The 17,923-nt window shown below is 51.2% G+C and carries 12 protein-coding genes and 1 pseudogene; 6 read left to right on the top strand and 7 right to left on the bottom strand.

Features of this window, described 5'->3' with window-relative positions:
- Positions 1 to 194: 194 nt before the first annotated feature.
- The 3 genes from ACLTD4_RS16990 to ACLTD4_RS17000 all read right to left on the bottom strand — a co-directional run bounded on the left by ACLTD4_RS16990 (position 195) and on the right by ACLTD4_RS17000 (position 4,411).
- Positions 195 to 2,579 carry a glycoside hydrolase family 9 protein gene (locus ACLTD4_RS16990; protein WP_243008235.1) on the bottom strand — a complete coding sequence of 795 codons (2,385 nt, stop codon included), beginning with the start codon at positions 2,577 to 2,579 and terminating at the stop codon, positions 195 to 197.
- Between the two features lie 95 nt (positions 2,580 to 2,674).
- A complete protein-coding gene (locus ACLTD4_RS16995) occupies positions 2,675 to 3,421 on the bottom strand; it encodes a 6-phosphogluconolactonase (protein ID WP_055653341.1) in 747 nt (248 codons plus the stop codon).
- A gap of 3 nt (positions 3,422 to 3,424) precedes the next feature.
- Positions 3,425 to 4,411, bottom strand: a complete 987-nt coding sequence (locus ACLTD4_RS17000; RefSeq protein WP_117622054.1) for an ROK family protein — start codon at positions 4,409 to 4,411, stop codon at positions 3,425 to 3,427.
- Between the two features lie 220 nt (positions 4,412 to 4,631).
- Between ACLTD4_RS17000 and ACLTD4_RS17005 the strand changes: the two genes are divergently transcribed.
- From ACLTD4_RS17005 to ACLTD4_RS17020, 4 genes and pseudogenes are all read left to right on the top strand, one after another.
- Complete coding sequence (locus ACLTD4_RS17005; protein ID WP_117622053.1) at positions 4,632 to 5,678, top strand: LacI family DNA-binding transcriptional regulator; 1,047 nt, start codon at positions 4,632 to 4,634, stop codon at positions 5,676 to 5,678.
- A gap of 131 nt (positions 5,679 to 5,809) precedes the next feature.
- Complete coding sequence (locus ACLTD4_RS17010; protein ID WP_055653338.1) at positions 5,810 to 6,478, top strand: transcriptional regulator; 669 nt, start codon at positions 5,810 to 5,812, stop codon at positions 6,476 to 6,478.
- 23 nt (positions 6,479 to 6,501) lie between these two features.
- Positions 6,502 to 7,848: an MATE family efflux transporter gene (locus ACLTD4_RS17015; protein WP_055653337.1), complete on the top strand. Its 1,347-nt coding sequence runs from the start codon at positions 6,502 to 6,504 to the stop codon at positions 7,846 to 7,848.
- A gap of 50 nt (positions 7,849 to 7,898) precedes the next feature.
- A pseudogene (locus ACLTD4_RS17020) lies at positions 7,899 to 8,096 on the top strand (Fic family protein); the annotation flags it as partial.
- 96 nt (positions 8,097 to 8,192) lie between these two features.
- On the opposite strand, the gene ACLTD4_RS17025 reads toward ACLTD4_RS17020, so the two are convergent.
- Positions 8,193 to 9,734 carry a DUF4127 family protein gene (locus ACLTD4_RS17025; RefSeq protein ID WP_117622052.1) on the bottom strand — a complete coding sequence of 514 codons (1,542 nt, stop codon included), beginning with the start codon at positions 9,732 to 9,734 and terminating at the stop codon, positions 8,193 to 8,195.
- A gap of 300 nt (positions 9,735 to 10,034) precedes the next feature.
- On the opposite strand from ACLTD4_RS17025, the gene ACLTD4_RS17030 reads away from it, so the two are divergent.
- Together ACLTD4_RS17030 and ACLTD4_RS17035 are read left to right on the top strand one after the other, a co-directional pair.
- Positions 10,035 to 11,270, top strand: a complete 1,236-nt coding sequence (locus ACLTD4_RS17030; RefSeq protein ID WP_117622051.1) for a GNAT family N-acetyltransferase — start codon at positions 10,035 to 10,037, stop codon at positions 11,268 to 11,270.
- A gap of 12 nt (positions 11,271 to 11,282) precedes the next feature.
- Positions 11,283 to 13,211 (top strand): family 20 glycosylhydrolase, encoded by a 1,929-nt coding sequence (locus ACLTD4_RS17035; protein ID WP_117622050.1) that lies wholly within the window; start codon positions 11,283 to 11,285, stop codon positions 13,209 to 13,211.
- Between the two features lie 122 nt (positions 13,212 to 13,333).
- Here ACLTD4_RS17035 and ACLTD4_RS17040 read toward each other — a convergent pair whose 3' ends face one another.
- From ACLTD4_RS17040 to ACLTD4_RS17050, 3 genes are all read right to left on the bottom strand, one after another.
- On the bottom strand, positions 13,334 to 16,216 hold the full coding sequence (locus ACLTD4_RS17040; RefSeq protein ID WP_117622049.1) for an ATP-binding protein: 2,883 nt from the start codon (positions 16,214 to 16,216) through the stop codon (positions 13,334 to 13,336).
- A gap of 229 nt (positions 16,217 to 16,445) precedes the next feature.
- Entirely contained in the window at positions 16,446 to 17,378 is a 933-nt protein-coding gene (locus ACLTD4_RS17045; RefSeq protein WP_333490820.1) for a mechanosensitive ion channel family protein, read from the bottom strand.
- A 72-nt stretch (positions 17,379 to 17,450) separates the two neighbouring features.
- Positions 17,451 to 17,923: histone H1-like repetitive region-containing protein (locus ACLTD4_RS17050; protein ID WP_412331435.1), on the bottom strand; the 473-nt coding region annotated here is incomplete at its 5' end.

Consider the following 17,923-nt stretch of genomic DNA (forward strand, 5'->3'; position numbering starts at 1 on the left):
TATTTTTCAAACTTTTTTTATGCTTTTTCAAATCATTTTTTCTTTTGGTAGTTTTAGAATATCATACTTTTTGTTAGTTTTCAAGTATTTTTTTTCTTTTTGTTCGGCTTTTTTATCACTTTTTTTAATTAACCGCTTACTTTTTTTAATCCCCGCTCTTTTTTTATATGTTTTTTAGTTTGTTTTTTCATACTTTATGTCTGATTTTTGTATATTTCCGCAATTATTCCAAACAATTTGGCAACTGATGTGACCCAGACTTCTTTGTAGGTAGACTGGTTGCCGCCGGGCCAGTAAGGGACATCGGAATTGCCGTCCGTCTCGATTCCCACGGGCAGCTGTCCCACACAGGTACCCGGAAATGTGGAGAAAAGCTGCTGATATCCCCTGCCTGCACCGTACATAAGAGAGCGGCCGAACGGATTCTTGCCGAACAGCCAGTCTATCTGGGAGGCCGCGGCCTTCATCAGAAATGTATCCTTTTGATATCCGCCCACAGCAGCCGCGCCTTTGGCCGCGGACAGCATCACCGCTGTATTTCCACGAAAGGAAAACCATACCGGGAACTGGCGCACTCCATAGCCCGGTTTCACTCGGGTTCCCGATTTTACCTGAAGCGTGTGATTATCTTTCTCTTTCTCATAATCCGCCTGCAAATGAAGCAGGCGGAAAATATCCGGATCCTCCGCTGTCTCCGAATAGAGTCCGGCCGGAAGCATTTCATAGGGGGAGGCATACCCAAACAGATCCTTTAAATATTCTCCATACAGGCGGATTCCCTCTTCCCACAAGATCTTGTCGGGATGGTGTTCCAGCACGCGGCACAGCAGTACAAGGGCCGTGGCCGGAACGTGTTCCCTGGCCTGGTGATTGTAGTGGATGATATCCTGATGGGTCTCGTCCCTGTAGAAAAAGCCGCGCATTCCCGTCTTCGAGGAATCCTTTTCCTGACAGTCCAGGAGTTTCCTTCCATACTCTGCCGCCGCCTCCGCATACTCCTCCTTCTCCGTCACTTTCCAGATTCTGGCGGCGGCGGTCACAATCTCTCCATAATAAAGCGCCGCAGAGGAAGAGTATGTGTGCTCCCACGGAAGCGGCAGTTCCATGCCATGGGTCCGGTAGCGTTCCTGTGCAAATCCGAAGTCCTCCTCTGCCGCCCCCGCACACCGCCAGGCCAGCTCCCGGTCGTAATCGCCCAGACACTCGGCAGCCAGCGCAAAGACTCCGGCGCAGATAAAATTCTCAAGGGCGTGGTTATGAACACGCACGTTGGAAGCGTCATCGTCATTGCCTATTTTTCCATCGGTCCACCGGATCAGGCCGAGGCTGGCGGCCCGGTAACCGTCTCCGAATCTCGTCCGGAAGACGAATTCAAGTCCCCACAGGGCCTCTTCCATCAGTCTCTGGCAGAGCAGCGTGCTCTCTCTTCGCTCAGCAGCGAGTTCCAGAAGGCTCTCTACAGTCTCCGCGGACTGGACCGTCTGCTGGGACATGTCGCCCGCGTCGTGCCAGCCGCCGCAGTAGGGAAGCTTCAGGCCTTTATGCTCCGCGTATGTGTCCATATGGCAGAGGCCATGCTTGCCCGGAACCGGATAGCCGCACCGCTCGCAGAACAGGAAGTTTATCCCTTTCCACGTTACGTCCTCCAGAACACCGTCCCTTATCGGAAACCAGTCTCCGGCCGTACCGCCTGCACAGATTCGGTATTCCCCCTCCTGCGTCAGCTCTGAAAAGTCCGCGATCTGGAAGTTTTCTCCCCTCCAGGCCACATTTTCCAGACGTTTCTCCAGACAAATCTGTCCCTTTCGGTCCTCAATTGTAAATGTATCCGTCTCCGTCCCCGCAGCCAGCACCGCCTTCTTAGACGCATCAGGCTCATAGCCGCAGGTGGAATAGCAGAATTGATTTGACTCCGGGAGCCATCCGCTTTCCTTTCCCGGATTTTCCACGGCCTCCAGCCAGATTTCCTTTACATAGAAGACGGCGTTCTCGCCGCTGGCGGTATCCCGGCCATTGATCCGGTAGCGAAATCCAAATCCGCTCACGCAGTCCCTGGGCAGAGATGGGAACTCCCAGATACAGTCGTTCCACTGGTGATTACTCAGGTTCATCATGTGAAAACCCTGTCGACGGTACCGATCCGGCACTTTGCGCTCTCCGTCATTTTCCAGATACATGGAGAGACTGACCGTTCTCGATCCGTCGCACTCCGGCCTGATCAGGGCGCGTACGCGGTGAAACGACGTCCAGTCCGCCTCCTTCACCGGAAATGCCGCATGAATATGGCCGTAATATGAGCAGTCGCCATCCTGCGGCATCCCTTCGGGCCAGCACGGGCACAGGAGAGGGGCCTCCATAGCCAGCATATTTTCCGCTTCTATCAGGACAGTTTCCACCGTTCCGCGCTCCATGGACACAGGATTGCCGCAGCAGCCCTCCCCGTCTCCGCTCCACACGGCCCGCCTCGCCGTCACCTTTTTTTCTCTCTCCGTCTGTTCCAGAGATACTTCCTCGTGGAGAGGCAGCGGTCTGTGTATGTAACCGCTCTCCATCAGTTCCTGCTGAAACTCTGCATTCATCCGCATATTCCATCCTTTCTGTCATCACTCCGCAATTCGCCGGGAGTCCGGGATTTATATTTCTGTAAAGCTTACAATCGTGTGGATAGCAGGTGCTATATGCACAAGGACTTATGATACATGATACTGGCTGCCTCACGATCCAAAAGCACCTCGCAGTTCGGATGCAGTTGAAGAATGGAGGCCGGTACCGCTTCAGTCACAGGTCCTTGCAGGGCCTGTCTTATTATCTCCGCCTTATGCGCTCCCTTTGCCGCCAGAACGATCCGCCTGCTTTGCATGATCGTCCTGATCCCCAGTGTCAGGCCGCCCAGCTCGTGTCCGTCGGGCACTCCCGTCTCTCTTCTTACCCTTGCCTCGAATATCTCGTCCATAGGAGATACCCAGGTATCGCTGCCAAACGGTGTTCCCGGCTGATTGATCCCGATATGGCCATTCCAGCCTATGCCCAGTATCTGCAGATCCGCACCGCCGTGTTCTCTGATACTGTCCTCAAATTTTCTGCTTTCCAGTTCAAAATCATCACTCTCTGTGAGCGGCATTAAAAAACGCTCATCCGGCACGCCCAAATGGTCCAGCAGCTGGCTGCGTATCATGGCATAGCAGCTGCCCGCATAGCTCCGCGGGAGATTCGTCAGTTCATCTACGTTAAAGAACACGGCTTCCGAGACGTCAAAGGGATGGAGCTCATACAGCTCGCTGACAATTCTGTGCATATTTGTAGTCGTCTGCCCTGTGGAAAGGCCGATTACGGAATTCTTCTTCTCCAGAATCTGCCCGATAATTCTCCAGGCAGCGATTTCGTCAAATTGTTTTTCATTTTCTGCAATAGTTATCTTCATGATTTATTCTCCTGTCATTAAATGCTGTTTATTCGTTCCCTTTTCCAACTGTTCTGCCTTCAGGCACCCTACGGCCGCCGCACCGATTACACCGGAAAAGGCTGCATCGAAGCCGGATACCCGGAATCCTTTTGATACGTGGCGCATGGTCACTTTCTCCAGGAGATTTTCCACTTGCTGGAAAAACCACAGATCTGACATCAGGCCGCCTCCGGCCACCACCATATCGGGATCTGACATGCGCACCAGATTCATAATGGTACAGCTGAGCACCGCAGCGGCTTCCTCCGCAATGGAAAGGCAGAAATCATTGCCCTCCCTGGCCATCCGGAATACGGCCGCCGCCGGATATCTTCCGTTCCGTCCCAGCTCCAGGAGTTCCGCCGGAGCCTCCGCCTGCCTCTCTTTGACCATTTTATGAATTCCGATTCCGGAAGCTGTGAGTTCACAGCAGCCCCTTCGTCCACAGACACACTCTCTGCTGCTCCTGTAATCCACAACCATGTGGCCGATTTCCCCCGCATCACAGTGGGCCCCATGCAGCACCTTTCCGTCTATCACGAATCCGGCAGCCAGCCCCGTTCCCGCATTCACATAGATAAAATCGGAACAGTTCTTTCCCTCGCCCCACAGAAGCTCCGCCGTCGCCGCACTCCTGACATCGTTATCAATACCCGCCGGCACTCCCAGCCGATCGGCAGCCATTTGCGCCAAAGGAATTGGAATTCCTTTTTCATGATTCACAGAATGCCAGATTCCATTTCTGAAATCGCTGATCCCTACAATGCCGATACCCGCTCCCCGGATTCTGTCCCCCGGGGCTTCCTCTGCCACATAGTTATCGAGACACTGAAGCAGATGAGCCGCTATTTCCTCCTGCCCGGTCAGCCCGGTCGGATATCTCCTGTAGCGCAGAAGCTCGCCATCCTCCCGGACCTCTCCGATGATGAGCTTCGTTCCTCCATAATCCATTCCCAGATACGTATTCATGACCTTTATTCCCTTTCTACACTTGAATTTTATGAAAAGGTTTTCATATTTTTACAATACCATCCGGTTATCCGCTTGTCAATTCGTGATATTCCATAAATTTGACCCTGCATTTTTGTGAAAAGGGTTTCATTGCAATTTCATTTCGTTCGTGATATACTGGGAGGACCCCCGGTTCTTTATTCGTGGGAAACAATCAGATCTTTAGGAGGGGCAGATTATGAAATCAACAATTACAATTACCCAGATCGCCCAGGAAAGCGGCGTCTCGGTCGCCACCGTCTCCCGTTTTTTAAATGGAAAAGTACCGGTCTCCGCTGATAAAAAAGCCCGGATCGAGGCGGTTGTCAGGAAATATGATTTTACGCCCAACGCACTCGCACGCGGGTTAATATCGAAGAGAACCATGACGCTGGGTGTCATTTTGCCGGATATCACCAATCCTTATTTTGCGACCATTTTTCAGGAAGTCCAGAGATGCGCCGCTGAGGAGGGATACTCCGTCTATCTGTGCAACACCCGTTTTCACCACGGAGATGCCCCGATCGACGAGACCGGATATTTCCGTATGATGATGGATAAAAAGGTGGATGGAATTCTGATCATCGGCGGACAGCTGGACATGGTCGAAATCACTCCCGCCTATAAAGAGGCGCTGAACAGGCTTTCAGCCTCGCTCCCCGTCGTGGCGGCGGGCCGCGAGATTTCCGGCGCCGGCTGCATTTTTATAGACTCAGAGAACGGAAGCGGCGTCACAACTGCCTACAACTATCTCTCCTCACTGGGACATAAAGATATCGCCTTCGTCGGAGGCCAGCCCGGCGTCACCATTACAGAGACCCGCCTGGAATCATACAAAAAAGCTGCCGCCGCATCAGGCCGCGAGATACGTGAGGATTTGATATCCCTCTCCGACTACTATCTCCCGGATGGATACCAGGCCGCCGAAGCCCTTATATCCAGAAATGCGCCATTTACCGCCGTAATCACCATGAACGACAATGTGGCCCTCGGCGCCATCCGCGCATTCGCCGACCACGGTCTCTCAGTCCCGCGCGACGTGGCCCTCATCAGCTGCGACCGTTTCTACTTCGCCGACTATACGATCCCCCGCCTCACCAGCATCCATCACCACAGCCGCCGCTGGGGACAGATGGTCGTCCGCACCCTGATCCAGGCCGTCCAGGGCTCCACCGAGAACGCCCGCATCACCTTCCCCCCGGAACTGATTATCGGTGAAAGCTGCGGGACACATCTGCACCATTAGATTCCGGTGTAATCTTCATACTTTTTTTCTGATTTTTCTGTTGTTAGAAAACTTTTCATATGATATACTGAATTTACAAACAGTATTTGGAACTATATTCTTATTTTTTTTCATATTTGAGAGGTGATACGATGAAAACCCTTGATGAAATTATGCCCGTACTTCAGCAGCTCCTCACATTAGTGGAACAGCACTTTGGAAACAAATGTGAAGTCGTGCTCCACGATCTCACGAAGGATTACAACCATACCATTGTCGATATCCGCAACGGAGACATTACGCACCGTTCCATAGGCGGCTGCGGAAGCAACTTAGGACTGGAGGTCCTTCGGGGCACCGTGCTGGATGGGGACCGTTTTAACTACGTTACCACTACACAGGATGGAAAGATCCTGCGCTCCTCATCCATTTATCTTAAAAATGATCAGGGAGACGTCATCGGATCGATCTGTGTGAATCTGGATATCACGGAGACGCTTCAGTTTGAAGGCTATTTACGCCAGTTCAACCAATTTGATAACTTTACATCCAACGACGAGGAGATTTTCGCTCCCGACGTGAACAATCTTCTCAGCCATCTGATTCAGATGGGACAGGAACAGGTCGGAAAGCCTGCCCTGGAGATGAACAAAAACGAGAAGATCGAATTTATCCGTTTTCTCGACCAGAAGGGCGCGTTCCTCATCACAAAATCCGGGGAACAGATCTGCGAACTTTTGGGAATCAGCAAATTCACCTTTTATAATTACCTCGAAATCAGCCGCAGCCAGTCCGATTCTTCTGACAGCGACCAGACCTGACAGGGCACGCGGGAGACAGTATTATGAAGGAGCGCTCATCAACTTCACTGACTGAAGGGCCCATCACCCGGTCGATTCTGCTGTTTACAGGCCCCCTCATCATCGGGAACCTGTTCCAGCAGCTTTACAACACCACGGATTCCTTTATCGTAGGCAATTTCGTAGGCAGCGGTGCGCTGGCCGCCATCGGCGCCAGCGCCCAGATTATCAATCTGTTCATCGGTTTCATCATCGGCCTGACCACCGGTGCGGGAATCATCATCGCACAGTATTACGGCGCAGGGGATGGCACCCGTCTTCACTCAGCCGTCCATACGTCCTTCTGGTTCTGTATCCTGGGAGGAATTCTGGTTTCTATCGCAGGCTGTCTTCTCTCCCCCCTTATTTTAACCGCCATGAACACCCCGGCCGAGGTCATTCCCGACGCGGCGCTCTATCTGCGCGTCTATTTCCTCGGGGCACTGTTCAATATCCTTTACAATATGGGAGCCGGTACGCTGCAGGCGACGGGAGATACGAAGCATCCGCTCTACTATCTCTGCCTTTCCTCTGTAGTCAACGTGGTGCTGGACATACTCTTTGTCACCGTCTTCCACATGGCCGTGCTGGGGGTTGCGCTGGCCACTTTAATCGCCCAGCTGGTCTCGGCTGTCTGTGTGTTATGGAAGCTGACTCATACCGATGACATATACCGTCTGGTACCTTCACAGATACGTTCCGATCGGGCCATGCTGGTAAAGATATTAAAATTCGGCATTCCCACCGGGCTTCAGACCGCCATTACCTCCCTGTCCAATGTCATTGTACAGAGCTATTTGAACGGCTTCGGTTCCCTGGCCATGGCTGGCAGCAACATTTACGGGAAGGTAGACAGCTTTGCTCTGCTCCCGGCCAACTGCCTGTCCCTGACCACGACCACCTACATCGCTCAGAACATGGGGGCGAGAAAGTTTAACCGTGTAAAGAAGGGCTTTAAAAGCTTTCTGTGGCTTGGCAACGTCTACGCAGTCGCCATGGGAATCCTGCTCTGCTTCTTCAGCGCAGGCCCGCTCCGGCTCTTCACCTCCGACCCGGAGGTCGTCCATTTCGGAGCCATGATGGGACAGGTTCTCGGACCGGGTTATATTCTGCTGATTACTTGCCAGATCCTGATCGGAACCGCCAGAGGCGCAGGGGACACGTTAAGCACCATGCTTCTGTCTATCCTGAACTTATGCGGACTCAGAATCCTGTGGCTGACCATCATGATACCCCTCTTCCCATCCATCTACACACTGTATCTCGGCTATCCCGTTACCTGGGGAACCGCCGCGGTCTGTATGGGAATCTACTACCGCAAAAAAATCAAACCGCGCCTCGGGCTGTCCTGATTTTTCTTTCATAAGCCCCCCTGAATGAATCCGTTTATGATTCTCGGGGCAAATCCCTGCTTGGTACTATACTGGCGGCATATAAGGATTTTGAAGATAGATTTTCCATTGTTGAGACCAAATTACCTGCGATTGATATGGTAAGAAAAGCAACTCAAAGCAAAATCGGAAGATTTCATAAGCAGGATATCCGGGAGCTGTGCCCGTCCCTAAGCATCAGTTCCATTGAGGGTTCTTTGCAAATGATGGAAGATGCGTATTTTAGCGATTTGGCTGCCAGGGCAGTTCTCTCTTAAATACCGCATCTTCTTATCCCATCAATTATACATGATATTTTTGTTTTTTCACAACTCATCTATATAGTCTAAATGAATCTCAACCTCAAACATCCGGTTCCACGGCATCCAGAGGTCAAACCGGTACGGTTCCTGCGGAAAATACTTCGCCTGAAACTCTTCCAGCCGCTTCTTCACAATCTCCCGAACGACCGGCTCCTTATCTCTTAAATCGAGACGGTTCAGAGCCGGATCAATATCCGTCAGATGATCGGTCACGTCTCTGCGCACCTCAGCCATATAGCCCCAGTCCTCCAGATATCGGAAAAACAGGAATTCTTCGGACGCATCCCGCACCGCCTCTGATAAGCGCCCCAGCTTCTCCGCCGCGTTCCACGCGCACAGATGGGACAGTACCGTTCCAAGGGTATTGGATGATGTGTTCCATCCGCCGTAGGCGGCCAGCTCCTTCAGCATGTCCTGCTCGTATAGAAACTGCATCAGCGCCCGGTCGGCCCCATTGGGAATCGCGCAGTCGGCAATTCCCACTGCCAGCCCTTTTTTCCTGTATTTCCTGATTCTTGCAAGAAATGCAGACAGGTTCCGCTCACTCTCCAGAATAATGTCGTCGGTGAGGATTTCCTTTTCCAGCTTTAAGCTGAACGGTGTAGGCGGATTGACCGCCAGTACGAAATCCGCCTCCGCAGACGTCTCTGCCTCGCCGCATCCGGCTGCCAGCAGGTGGGACAAAACCGTCTCACCGATACTGCGGTCCTCATACGATGGAATCTGTGTCTTTCCGCGCAGGGAGGAGTAATCGACGTAAACGGCAGGCGCCAGACCGCTCTGCCCGTTGACCGCCCGGGCAAGCAGTGTACAGCCGATCTCATCAGCCCCCGGATACATGGCAATACGGGAAAGCAGATTTTTCTTTGCCATAACGGAGCTGAGTTTTTTCCGTTCAGAGGGAGCATAACCGTACTCCCGGCAGTCGTCCAGAGGAATAATCATATAGTCGATGACACCCTCCTCCACCAATTCGATGGAACGGATATGGTTGTTAAAGTTGATACGGCGCCGTTCTAAGAAGTCGTTTAAGTATTCCTCCGGCACTTCCCGGCAGATGGTCTCCAGTTCTTCCAGTTCCTCCAGAGACGCCGCCTTCACCGACTCCTTATCCCGGATCACGCCGTAACGGAAAATGCGGTAGCCATAATCCTCATAATAATCCGGTTCTTCCCCGCTGCCGTCCCTTGCCGGTGCCCGGGTAATCAGTTGAAAGCCGTATATCTGAATCCCCGGCTCCAGCTTCTTGATCTCCTTTAAACGCTCCAGCCGTTTGGCACAGACCGCGTCCGGCAGGTGATGGAGCCTCGACGGCACAATCCCTCCGTACAGCAGCATATCCATGGATACCACGAGATGGGAAGCTCCTTTTAACTGTCCTTTTGTCCATTCCCAGACAGCCTCTACGTCAGCCTCCTTTTTAAAGTCTCCCAGAATCTCCTTTGGCGGCATACTCAGCTCCAGCCCGCTCATTCTCCCGATATAGTCCGGATAAATGTAATTGCAGGGCCGCTCATCCAAAGGGATAAATACAATCTTTGACATATTGCATCTCCTTTTTCATACTTTTTTTAATATTTTTCTTTATCGTACACGTTTCTTCAGCTTCTGTCAATATAGTCAATATGCCGTATTTACCCGCTACATCTTATGGAACATTCCTAATATTTTTGATTTTTTTACTTTTATATTGTGTTACATCCCAAATTGTGCTAACATGGATGATATCTAAATTTTAATCTGTTTTTATGTCTTTTTCATACTTTTAGGAATATTTTATTCTTTTGGTGCAACCTGATAACAGCAACAGGATAACAGCTTCGAAACAGAAAGGAGATTTGCCTCATGACCGTCTATTGCAAGGGCCAGCCTGGAGAACTTCCGGAGATTCTGGACTTTATCAACATGGTATTCAGCATGCACCGGGTCCCTCATAACTTCCGGACCCTCTTACCCAAACTTTACGGTGCGGACCGCCAGACCGAATGGTGCCACTATCTGGCGAAAGAGGACGGCAAGATAAGCGCCGTCGTCTGTGTTCTCCCTATCGCCCTGGAGCATGGCGGCCATACGATCACCTGCGCCACCGTGGGCAGTGTCTCCGTACATCCTTACAGCCGCGGAAAAGGCTATATGAAGAAGCTGATGGTCATGGCTGCCGAAGATATGGAACGCCAGGGTATCACCTTAAGCATTCTGGACGGCAGGCGCCACCGCTATCAGTATTACGGCTACGAGCCCGGCGGCCACTATCTGGAATACCGTTTCAATGAGGATAACTTCCGCCACTGTGCGGCCCGTTATCCTGACATCCCGCTCACACTGCGCCTGGTCGCGGCCGAAGATACCGAACGGATCAGGGAAATGAGCCGCATGTATTCCGAGCTTCCCGTACACACAGTCCGCTCCGTTCAGGATTTCTTTGATATCTGCACCAGCTGGGGCAGTAACCTGTACGCAGTGGAGTTGGAAGAAACTGTGAACCCGGCAGGTTCCCCGGTTCTCCAAAAAAACCCAGAGACAGCAAGTACCTCGGATCCGCAAAAATCCGCACAGCCCGCAGCGCCCGCAGCCGGTTACATCTGCGGCACAAAGGACCATGTCTACGAACTGGTTCTATCGGATGAAACGCTGCTCTTCTCGACTCTGAAAGCATGGTCCGCACTCCACGGCTGCGAATCATTTACGCTGGCGGTCCCTTCCTATGATACGGAACGAATCCGGGGAGTATCCGGTTTCTATGAGCGTTTTTCGGTGCGGGAAGAAGATAATTACCGGATTATCAACTACAGCGACGCGATTCGGTTCTTCCTTTCCATCAAATCCGAGACAGAGCCTTTAACTGACGGCCGTCTCGCGCTGAAAATCGGCGGCAGGCCCACATTTGCCATAGCAGTCTCTTCCGGAGTTATCACCATAGAGCCATGCTGTGACACGCCGGATCTCTGTTTGAACGATGTGGAAGCGGTGGACCTCCTGTTTTCTCCGGCCTCATTCTATGGCCGAGATCCGTCCTCCCCACTTTTTTCCGTAAACTGGTTCCCGCTGCCGCTATCCGTCTCTCACCTTGATAAATGTTAGGAGGTATTTACAATGTACCGAATTTTCCCATCACCGAAACAATGCACGTTTTATCACAATACGCTGTCCTGCACCAGCTACGGCTCCGTGACAACAGCGCCTGAGATTGAGGAATCCTGCCGGGCTGCCGGCTTCGATCCAGCCCCGCTTCTGGCTTCTGTATTTCCAGGTGGTTTTTCGCCGGAAGGGATCACGCTGACAGCCGAGTACGTATCGTGTGCGCCGGAAGGCTTTCAGCTGAACATCGCTCCTTCCGGTATACGGATCTCCTGCGGGGACGGCGCCGGATTCTTCTACGCACTGGGTGTGCTGGTTCAGCTGGCTGCCCAGGCAGGCGGTACCCTTCCATGTGCAGAGATTGCAGATGAGCCGGTCCTTTCTGTCCGGGGTATCATGCTGGATATTGGTCGTGACAAGATACCTTCCATGGAGACACTTCGTAGATTGATTGATTTATTTGCCTCCATGAGAATCAACCATCTTCAGATGTATATGGAGGGATTCAGCTTCGATTACGAGGATTTCCACTACCTCTTCACCAACGAAACGCCCATGACTCCAGCGGAATTCCGTGAACTTTCCCTGTATGCCAGGGCACATTTTATCGATCTCGTCCCCAATCAGAATGTTCTGGGACACATGGAGAAATGGCTGGAGAAACCGCAGTTTCGCAGCCTGGCTGAATGCGAGGACGGCTATATCTTTGAAAATCTCTTCTGGCGGCCGCCGATGACTCTGGATGTCCGCGACAGCCGAAGCTTTGAACTGGCGGAAACGCTCCTGGGCACGCTGATGGAGGCCTCCGTCTCCAGCTACATCAACGTCAACATGGATGAGCCCTTCGAACTGGGCATGGGAAAGAATAAGGAGGCCGCAGAAAAGGAAGGCCGTCTGAGCCTGTACTTTGAATATGTGGAAAAGCTTCATGATTACTGCACCTCACAGGGCAGGAAGATGCTCATGTGGGGCGATGAGATTCTGCATCACCCGGACTGTGTATCCCGTTTTCCAAAGGATGCGGTCCTGTTGGACTGGATCTATGAGGGTGACGCCCATTTTGAGGACCATGCCAAACTGATGCAGAAAACTGGCTTAAACTACTGCCTCTGCCCCGGAACCAGCTCCTGGGGTTCCTTAACAGGCCGCTCCGACAATATGGCGAAAAATATCCGGGATGCTGCCTCCTGTGCCATCCAATATGGCGGGCGCGGTATTATCACAACTGACTGGGGCGATCTCGGCCACTGGCAGTACTTGAGTGCCAGCTATCCAGGATTCGCCTATACTGCTGCCTGCTCCTGGACTGGCCCTGAAAGTGATTCCGATTTAACTGCCTGGTTCTGCAACCGTTTCATCTATGAGAGCCCCGCTGAAAACGCCTTCCAGACCGCCTGGGATCTGGGCAATTATTACCACCTGGAACATGCGCCGCTGTACAACACGACGCTGGCGTTCGCAGTCATGTCCAGCAAATACACCTTTGAATCCATAGAGGAATTTGATGCAAAAATGGAGCGGCTCCTGACACTTTCCGCCAACATTGCGCGGACGAACTCCATTCCGCCGAGAGAACCGGCTATTCGAATTGATTTTACAGCTATGAAAGAGTATTTGGACCGGGTGGAGACGGAAATTTCCGATATATCCCTATCCTGCGCCGATGCCGCACTGATTCGCGCAGAGATGACAAATGGCCTGCGTATGGTTCGCCATGGACTGCATCTGTATCATACGATGACCGTACTCCGGGACGATCCGGAAGCATTTTCCCGGGAGATGGCGGTACTCTTCGATGACCTGGACGAAATACTGAAGATTCATTACTCTCTCTGGACAGCCAGAAATCGAAGCGGCGGATTCCAGAGAAGCACAGCTCACATGAACCACCTGCTGTTTTTTTACAAAAAGATGCAGAAAGAAAGCGGAATCTCCGCCGAATAGGCGGGAAATCCCGTCCGTAAAGAGGGGATACCGTCTCACGATCCAATCAACAAAACCCCCGTTTGGGAATTTAACATTCCAAAACGGGGGTTTTTACTGTTTTTAAGCCTCAGTTCTTTCTTCTATTCACTCTTCAATCCGTCTGCCTCGAGTCCCAGCAGCCGGCAAATCTGGAGATAAAGATGTTCCACATCCAATGGTTTGCCTTCAAATCCACTCATACCGGCTTCCATTGCCGCGTCCACATCCTCTTTGAATACATTTGCTGTCATGGCTATGATGGGTATGGCGGCCGCGTCCGGCCTGTCCATGGCCCGTATGGCCCGCGTCGCCTCCAGGCCGTTCATCTCCGGCATCTGAATGTCCATGAGAATCACCTGGAATTCTCCCGGATCACTCTCTTTAAACCGTTCCACCGCAAGCCTGCCGTTTTCACACCGGCTCACCACCGCGCCCTTCAGTTCCAGAAGCTGAAGAGCGATCTCGGCGTTTAAATCATTGTCTTCCGCAAGCAGAATCCTGACTTCCTTTAACATCTCTTCTCCGACATGGGATTCGTTCACGCTCCCTCCATCGAATACAGGGCTGCCAACAGGCAGCGTAAGCGTAAAATAAAATTCACTGCCGTGACCCGGTTCGCTCTTCACCCGCAGTTCTCCGCCCATCAGCTGCACAATACTGTAGCTGATCGGCAGACCAAGTCCGGTTCCCTGGCTCTTGGCATAATTTGTCCCCACCTGTTCAAAGGTATCGAAAATACGCGTCTGGTCTTTCAGATCAATGCCCACGCCAGTATCAATCACCTGGAATTCATAGACCACACTTCTACAGGGCGCGTTCTCACAGACTACCTGTTCACCGACCGCACTCTCACCGACCGCATTCTCACCGGGGCCCGGCTTCTCCGTCACCCGAAGAATCACAGTGCCTCCCTCCGGGGTGAATTTGAACGCATTGGAAAGCAGATTTGTCAGAACCTGTCTCAGACGAATGACATCACCGGTCACTCCACCATGAGAAATATCTGTCTCAATCCGGTAATTCAGGCCGCGCCTGTTCGCGTCTGTCTCCATCATTGTCCGCAGCTCATTCAGCATACGTTCCAGAGAGAAGGGCTCGCTGGCGATTGTCAGCATCCCGCTGTCCAGGCGGCTCATGTCCAGAATATCATTGATCAGATCCAACAGATAATGGGAAGAGGCCCGGAGCTTCACAAGCATTTCCCGGATATTCTCCGGCACCCCCTCTGTCATCCCGGCCAGATCCGCCAGACCTACTACAGCATTCATAGGGGTCCGGAGTTCATGGCTCATGCGTGAGAGGAACTCGCCCTTCGCCCGGCTCTCCGCCTCAGCCTTTTTTAAATCGCTCTGCATAACTGCGGCCTTCACCCGGACACGATTGACCCACAGAATCACAGTAACCAGAATCAGAAGAATCGCAGTTAACCCCCCCACAAACATCATGGGGTTGGCATAAATCAGCTCTGTTATGGAAAGCACGCCCGTACCCGCGGAAACCATATTGTGATCCAGAAGCTCCGCACTTCTGTCGCTGGGTATGCTGTTGATTGCCTTATTCATAATCGTCAGCAGCTCCGGATCTGCCGGTCTTGCCATTGCCAAACAGATATCCATGCGGTCATTAATCAGCGTCACAGGTACGACGTTGGCAAAATGACTTTTCTGAATTTCGTGTTCCATGTATGTGGCCAGACCGTATGCAAAATCTGCCTCTCCACGGTTCACCGCCTTCAAAGCCTCATTGATGTTGCGATAACTCTTCACTTCGGCAGCCCGTATGCTCTTTGGCAGCTCTCTTCCTTCAATCACTGCTCCCACAAGCTCGCTTCCCGGAAAGCCGGACGCCTTGTTGCGTACGATAATACTGTTCATACTGGCAAACGGAGCCGTCAGCACCATCTTCTGTTTCAGTGAATCCACTTCATCCCCCAGATAAAATCCGAGTATATCCACCTTTCCCTGGCGCACCAGTTCCATTGCTTTAACATAAGAGTCGGTGGAAACATAGTTAAACTCCAGCCCGGTAAACTCAGCGACCTCTTTTAAAATATCATACGTCAATCCATCATGCATATCGTCCGGATCTTCGCAGGTCAGCGGATGAAAATTATAAGGCATGGCCACCGTTACGCTGCCCTTCTGCCGGATATAGTCCTTTTCTTCTTTTGTGAGACGAATATCGACAGATGATGCATTCAGAAAATTGGCGGCGTAGCGTTCTGATGCAAAATCAGGATTGGAATCCGCAATTTTTGCCATAGCCATATTAAGGCCGTCCAGGACTTCCTGATTTCCCACATTCGTCACGATATAGTACGGCTGCGAATCATAAGAAACAACCGCCCGAATACCCTGTTTGTGTTCCACACTGTTTCCCAGCAGCAAATCTACATCTCCCTCTTGTAAATACGAATAGAGGTTCCCGTCCACCAGCTGCTCGTAAGAATAGTATTTCAGTGTACAGTCCAAATCGTTCATGGACAGATATTCTTTTAAACGGCGGACATTTTCAACAGCGCGGTCATAAACTCCTATGGTTTTTCCATTCAATGATTTCAGATTATGGCTCTGCACAGTATCATCGTTCTCGCGCGCAAAAATAACCGACTTGCTGTAACCAATATTATAGTCCGGATAGGCATAATACGCTTCCAGGCCAGGAAGATAATAATTGCCTCCCATCAGTTCATACTCTCCCTCAGCAAAGCCTTTGAGCATAGCATCCGGTGTTGTATCGATAAATTCATACTCCCATCCGGTATATTTGGCTATCTCATTGAGGTAATCCATCACCAGCCCATGGCGGCTCCCATCCGGATTTTTTTCTGTAATCCCTTTTGCTTCACAAAATGCTACACGAAGCACACGCGGCTGACTCTCCGCAGCCATCGAGGTGATGCAAAGCACTGACATCATCATGATCACCAAACTTACCGCAGCCCAAAGCCCGAACCGTTTTACGACCGATGCTCGTTTCATCATCCGCACTCCTTCGCCGGAATTCCTTTCCGGCCAGTATCTGTAATTATTTTTTCATTAAAAAGTATGCTCTTCTGAGTATAACAAAGCGCATTGGAAAAAGCAATCTTTTGAAGGCCGGTCTCCCCACCCGCACTATGGTAAATGCAGGAAAGGGCCACCGCCCGCCGGTTCTGAACCGTTGGGAAGCGCCCCTCCTGTTACTTTTTTAACATCCGGATTCCGCATTTAACTATCCTGCATCTCCGTTTTTTATATGCACATCAAGCTGATTAAACGGAATCTCGATTCCCGCTTCATCAAAACGAAGCTTAATCTGTTCCATCATATTCCATCTCGTTGACCAATAGTCCTCCGTGGCAACCCAGCCGCGGCCGCCGATCGTGACAGAACTGGCTCCCAGCTCGTCCACATAGACATCAATAGATTCCTCTTTTAAGATGGAAGGATGATTTACATAAATCTGCTCCAGAATCTCCTTTGCCCGCTTCAAATCCGAACTGTAACCAATGCCGATTTTAATATCGACACGCCGCTTGTCCATAGCTGTCACATTGGTTAAGGGCGAGTTGGACAGCGTTCCGTTGGGAATTACAACCTGCTTGTTGTCAACCGTATTCAATACCGTATAGACAAGACCAATGGTATGCACCGTTCCCTCACCATCTTTGGAGACAATATAGTCACCAACCCGGAATGGTTTCATCATCAGGATCAATACCCCGCCGGCAAAGTTCGCCAGGCTTCCCTGGACGGCAAGGCCTACGGCGATACTGGCCGATCCCAGCAGTGCCACAATGGAAGCGGAATTCACACCGATCTGCCCGGCAATGATGAAGCCCAGCAGGCAGTACATGGTCGCATTCAGCACGGACAGCAAAAACTTCCTTAAGCTGATCTCCATATCCATCCTTGTAAAAGAACGGTTCAGCATGTGGTAAATAATTTTAATAACTCTGGAACCAACGGCAAAAATCGCCAGTGCAATCAACAGCTTGATTCCAAATGCGATCAGTCCCGGAATCCAGCCTTTCATCGTCTCCAGCATAACGTTAGGCTTCAGCTGTTCTAAATTCTGCTGGACCTCCTGCTGCAGGGCCGCCAGAGATTCTTCCGGAATACTCGCGCTCGAACTGCCAGTGATCATATTCTTATATCTCTCCAATCAAATCAATTCTCATGTTACCGTCCCTCAGCCGTTTTCGCCCTGGGCTTCATTCAGGTAATTTCATAAGCTTCAGACTTCTAATCCTTTATTTTTTGCCTCATTCTCGGTCATCTTCTTTGCCACAGGCTTCTTATCCTCGATCTTTTCCACCTCTGGTTTTTTATCCACGATTTTCTTTGCCGCAGGCTTCTTGTCTTCTATCTTTTCCGCCACGACCTTCTTATCCGCGATTTTCTTTGTCTCTGGTTTCTTATCCTCGAGCTTCTCCGCCACAACCTTCTTATCCGCAATTTTCTTTGTCTCTGGCTTCTTATCCTCGATCTTATCCGCCACGACCTTCTTATCCGCGATTTTCTTTGTCTCTGGCTTCTTATCCTCGATCTTTTCTGCCACGACCTTCTTATCCGCGATTTTCTTTGTATCTGGTTTCTTATCTTCGAGCTTCTCCGCCGCGACCTTTTTATCCGCGATTTTCTTTGTCTCTGGCTTCTTATCTTCGAGCTTCTCCGCCGCGACCTTTTTATCCGCGATTTTCTTTGTCT

Source organism: Hungatella sp., from assembly GCF_046966825.1.

Excerpts from the sequence above, each read along its gene's own strand:
- ACLTD4_RS17000 (WP_117622054.1), bottom strand. The coding sequence starts at position 4,411 with ATGAATACGTATCTGGGAATGGATTATGGAGGAACGAAGCTCATCATC.
- ACLTD4_RS16995 (WP_055653341.1), bottom strand. The coding sequence starts at position 3,421 with ATGAAGATAACTATTGCAGAAAATGAAAAACAATTTGACGAAATCGCT.
- ACLTD4_RS17040 (WP_117622049.1), bottom strand. The coding sequence starts at position 16,216 with ATGATGAAACGAGCATCGGTCGTAAAACGGTTCGGGCTTTGGGCTGCG.
- ACLTD4_RS17005 (WP_117622053.1), top strand. The coding sequence starts at position 4,632 with ATGAAATCAACAATTACAATTACCCAGATCGCCCAGGAAAGCGGCGTC.
- ACLTD4_RS17025 (WP_117622052.1), bottom strand. The coding sequence starts at position 9,734 with ATGTCAAAGATTGTATTTATCCCTTTGGATGAGCGGCCCTGCAATTAC.
- ACLTD4_RS17030 (WP_117622051.1), top strand. The coding sequence starts at position 10,035 with ATGACCGTCTATTGCAAGGGCCAGCCTGGAGAACTTCCGGAGATTCTG.
- ACLTD4_RS17035 (WP_117622050.1), top strand. The coding sequence starts at position 11,283 with ATGTACCGAATTTTCCCATCACCGAAACAATGCACGTTTTATCACAAT.
- ACLTD4_RS17015 (WP_055653337.1), top strand. The coding sequence starts at position 6,502 with ATGAAGGAGCGCTCATCAACTTCACTGACTGAAGGGCCCATCACCCGG.
- ACLTD4_RS17010 (WP_055653338.1), top strand. The coding sequence starts at position 5,810 with ATGAAAACCCTTGATGAAATTATGCCCGTACTTCAGCAGCTCCTCACA.
- ACLTD4_RS16990 (WP_243008235.1), bottom strand. The coding sequence starts at position 2,579 with ATGAATGCAGAGTTTCAGCAGGAACTGATGGAGAGCGGTTACATACAC.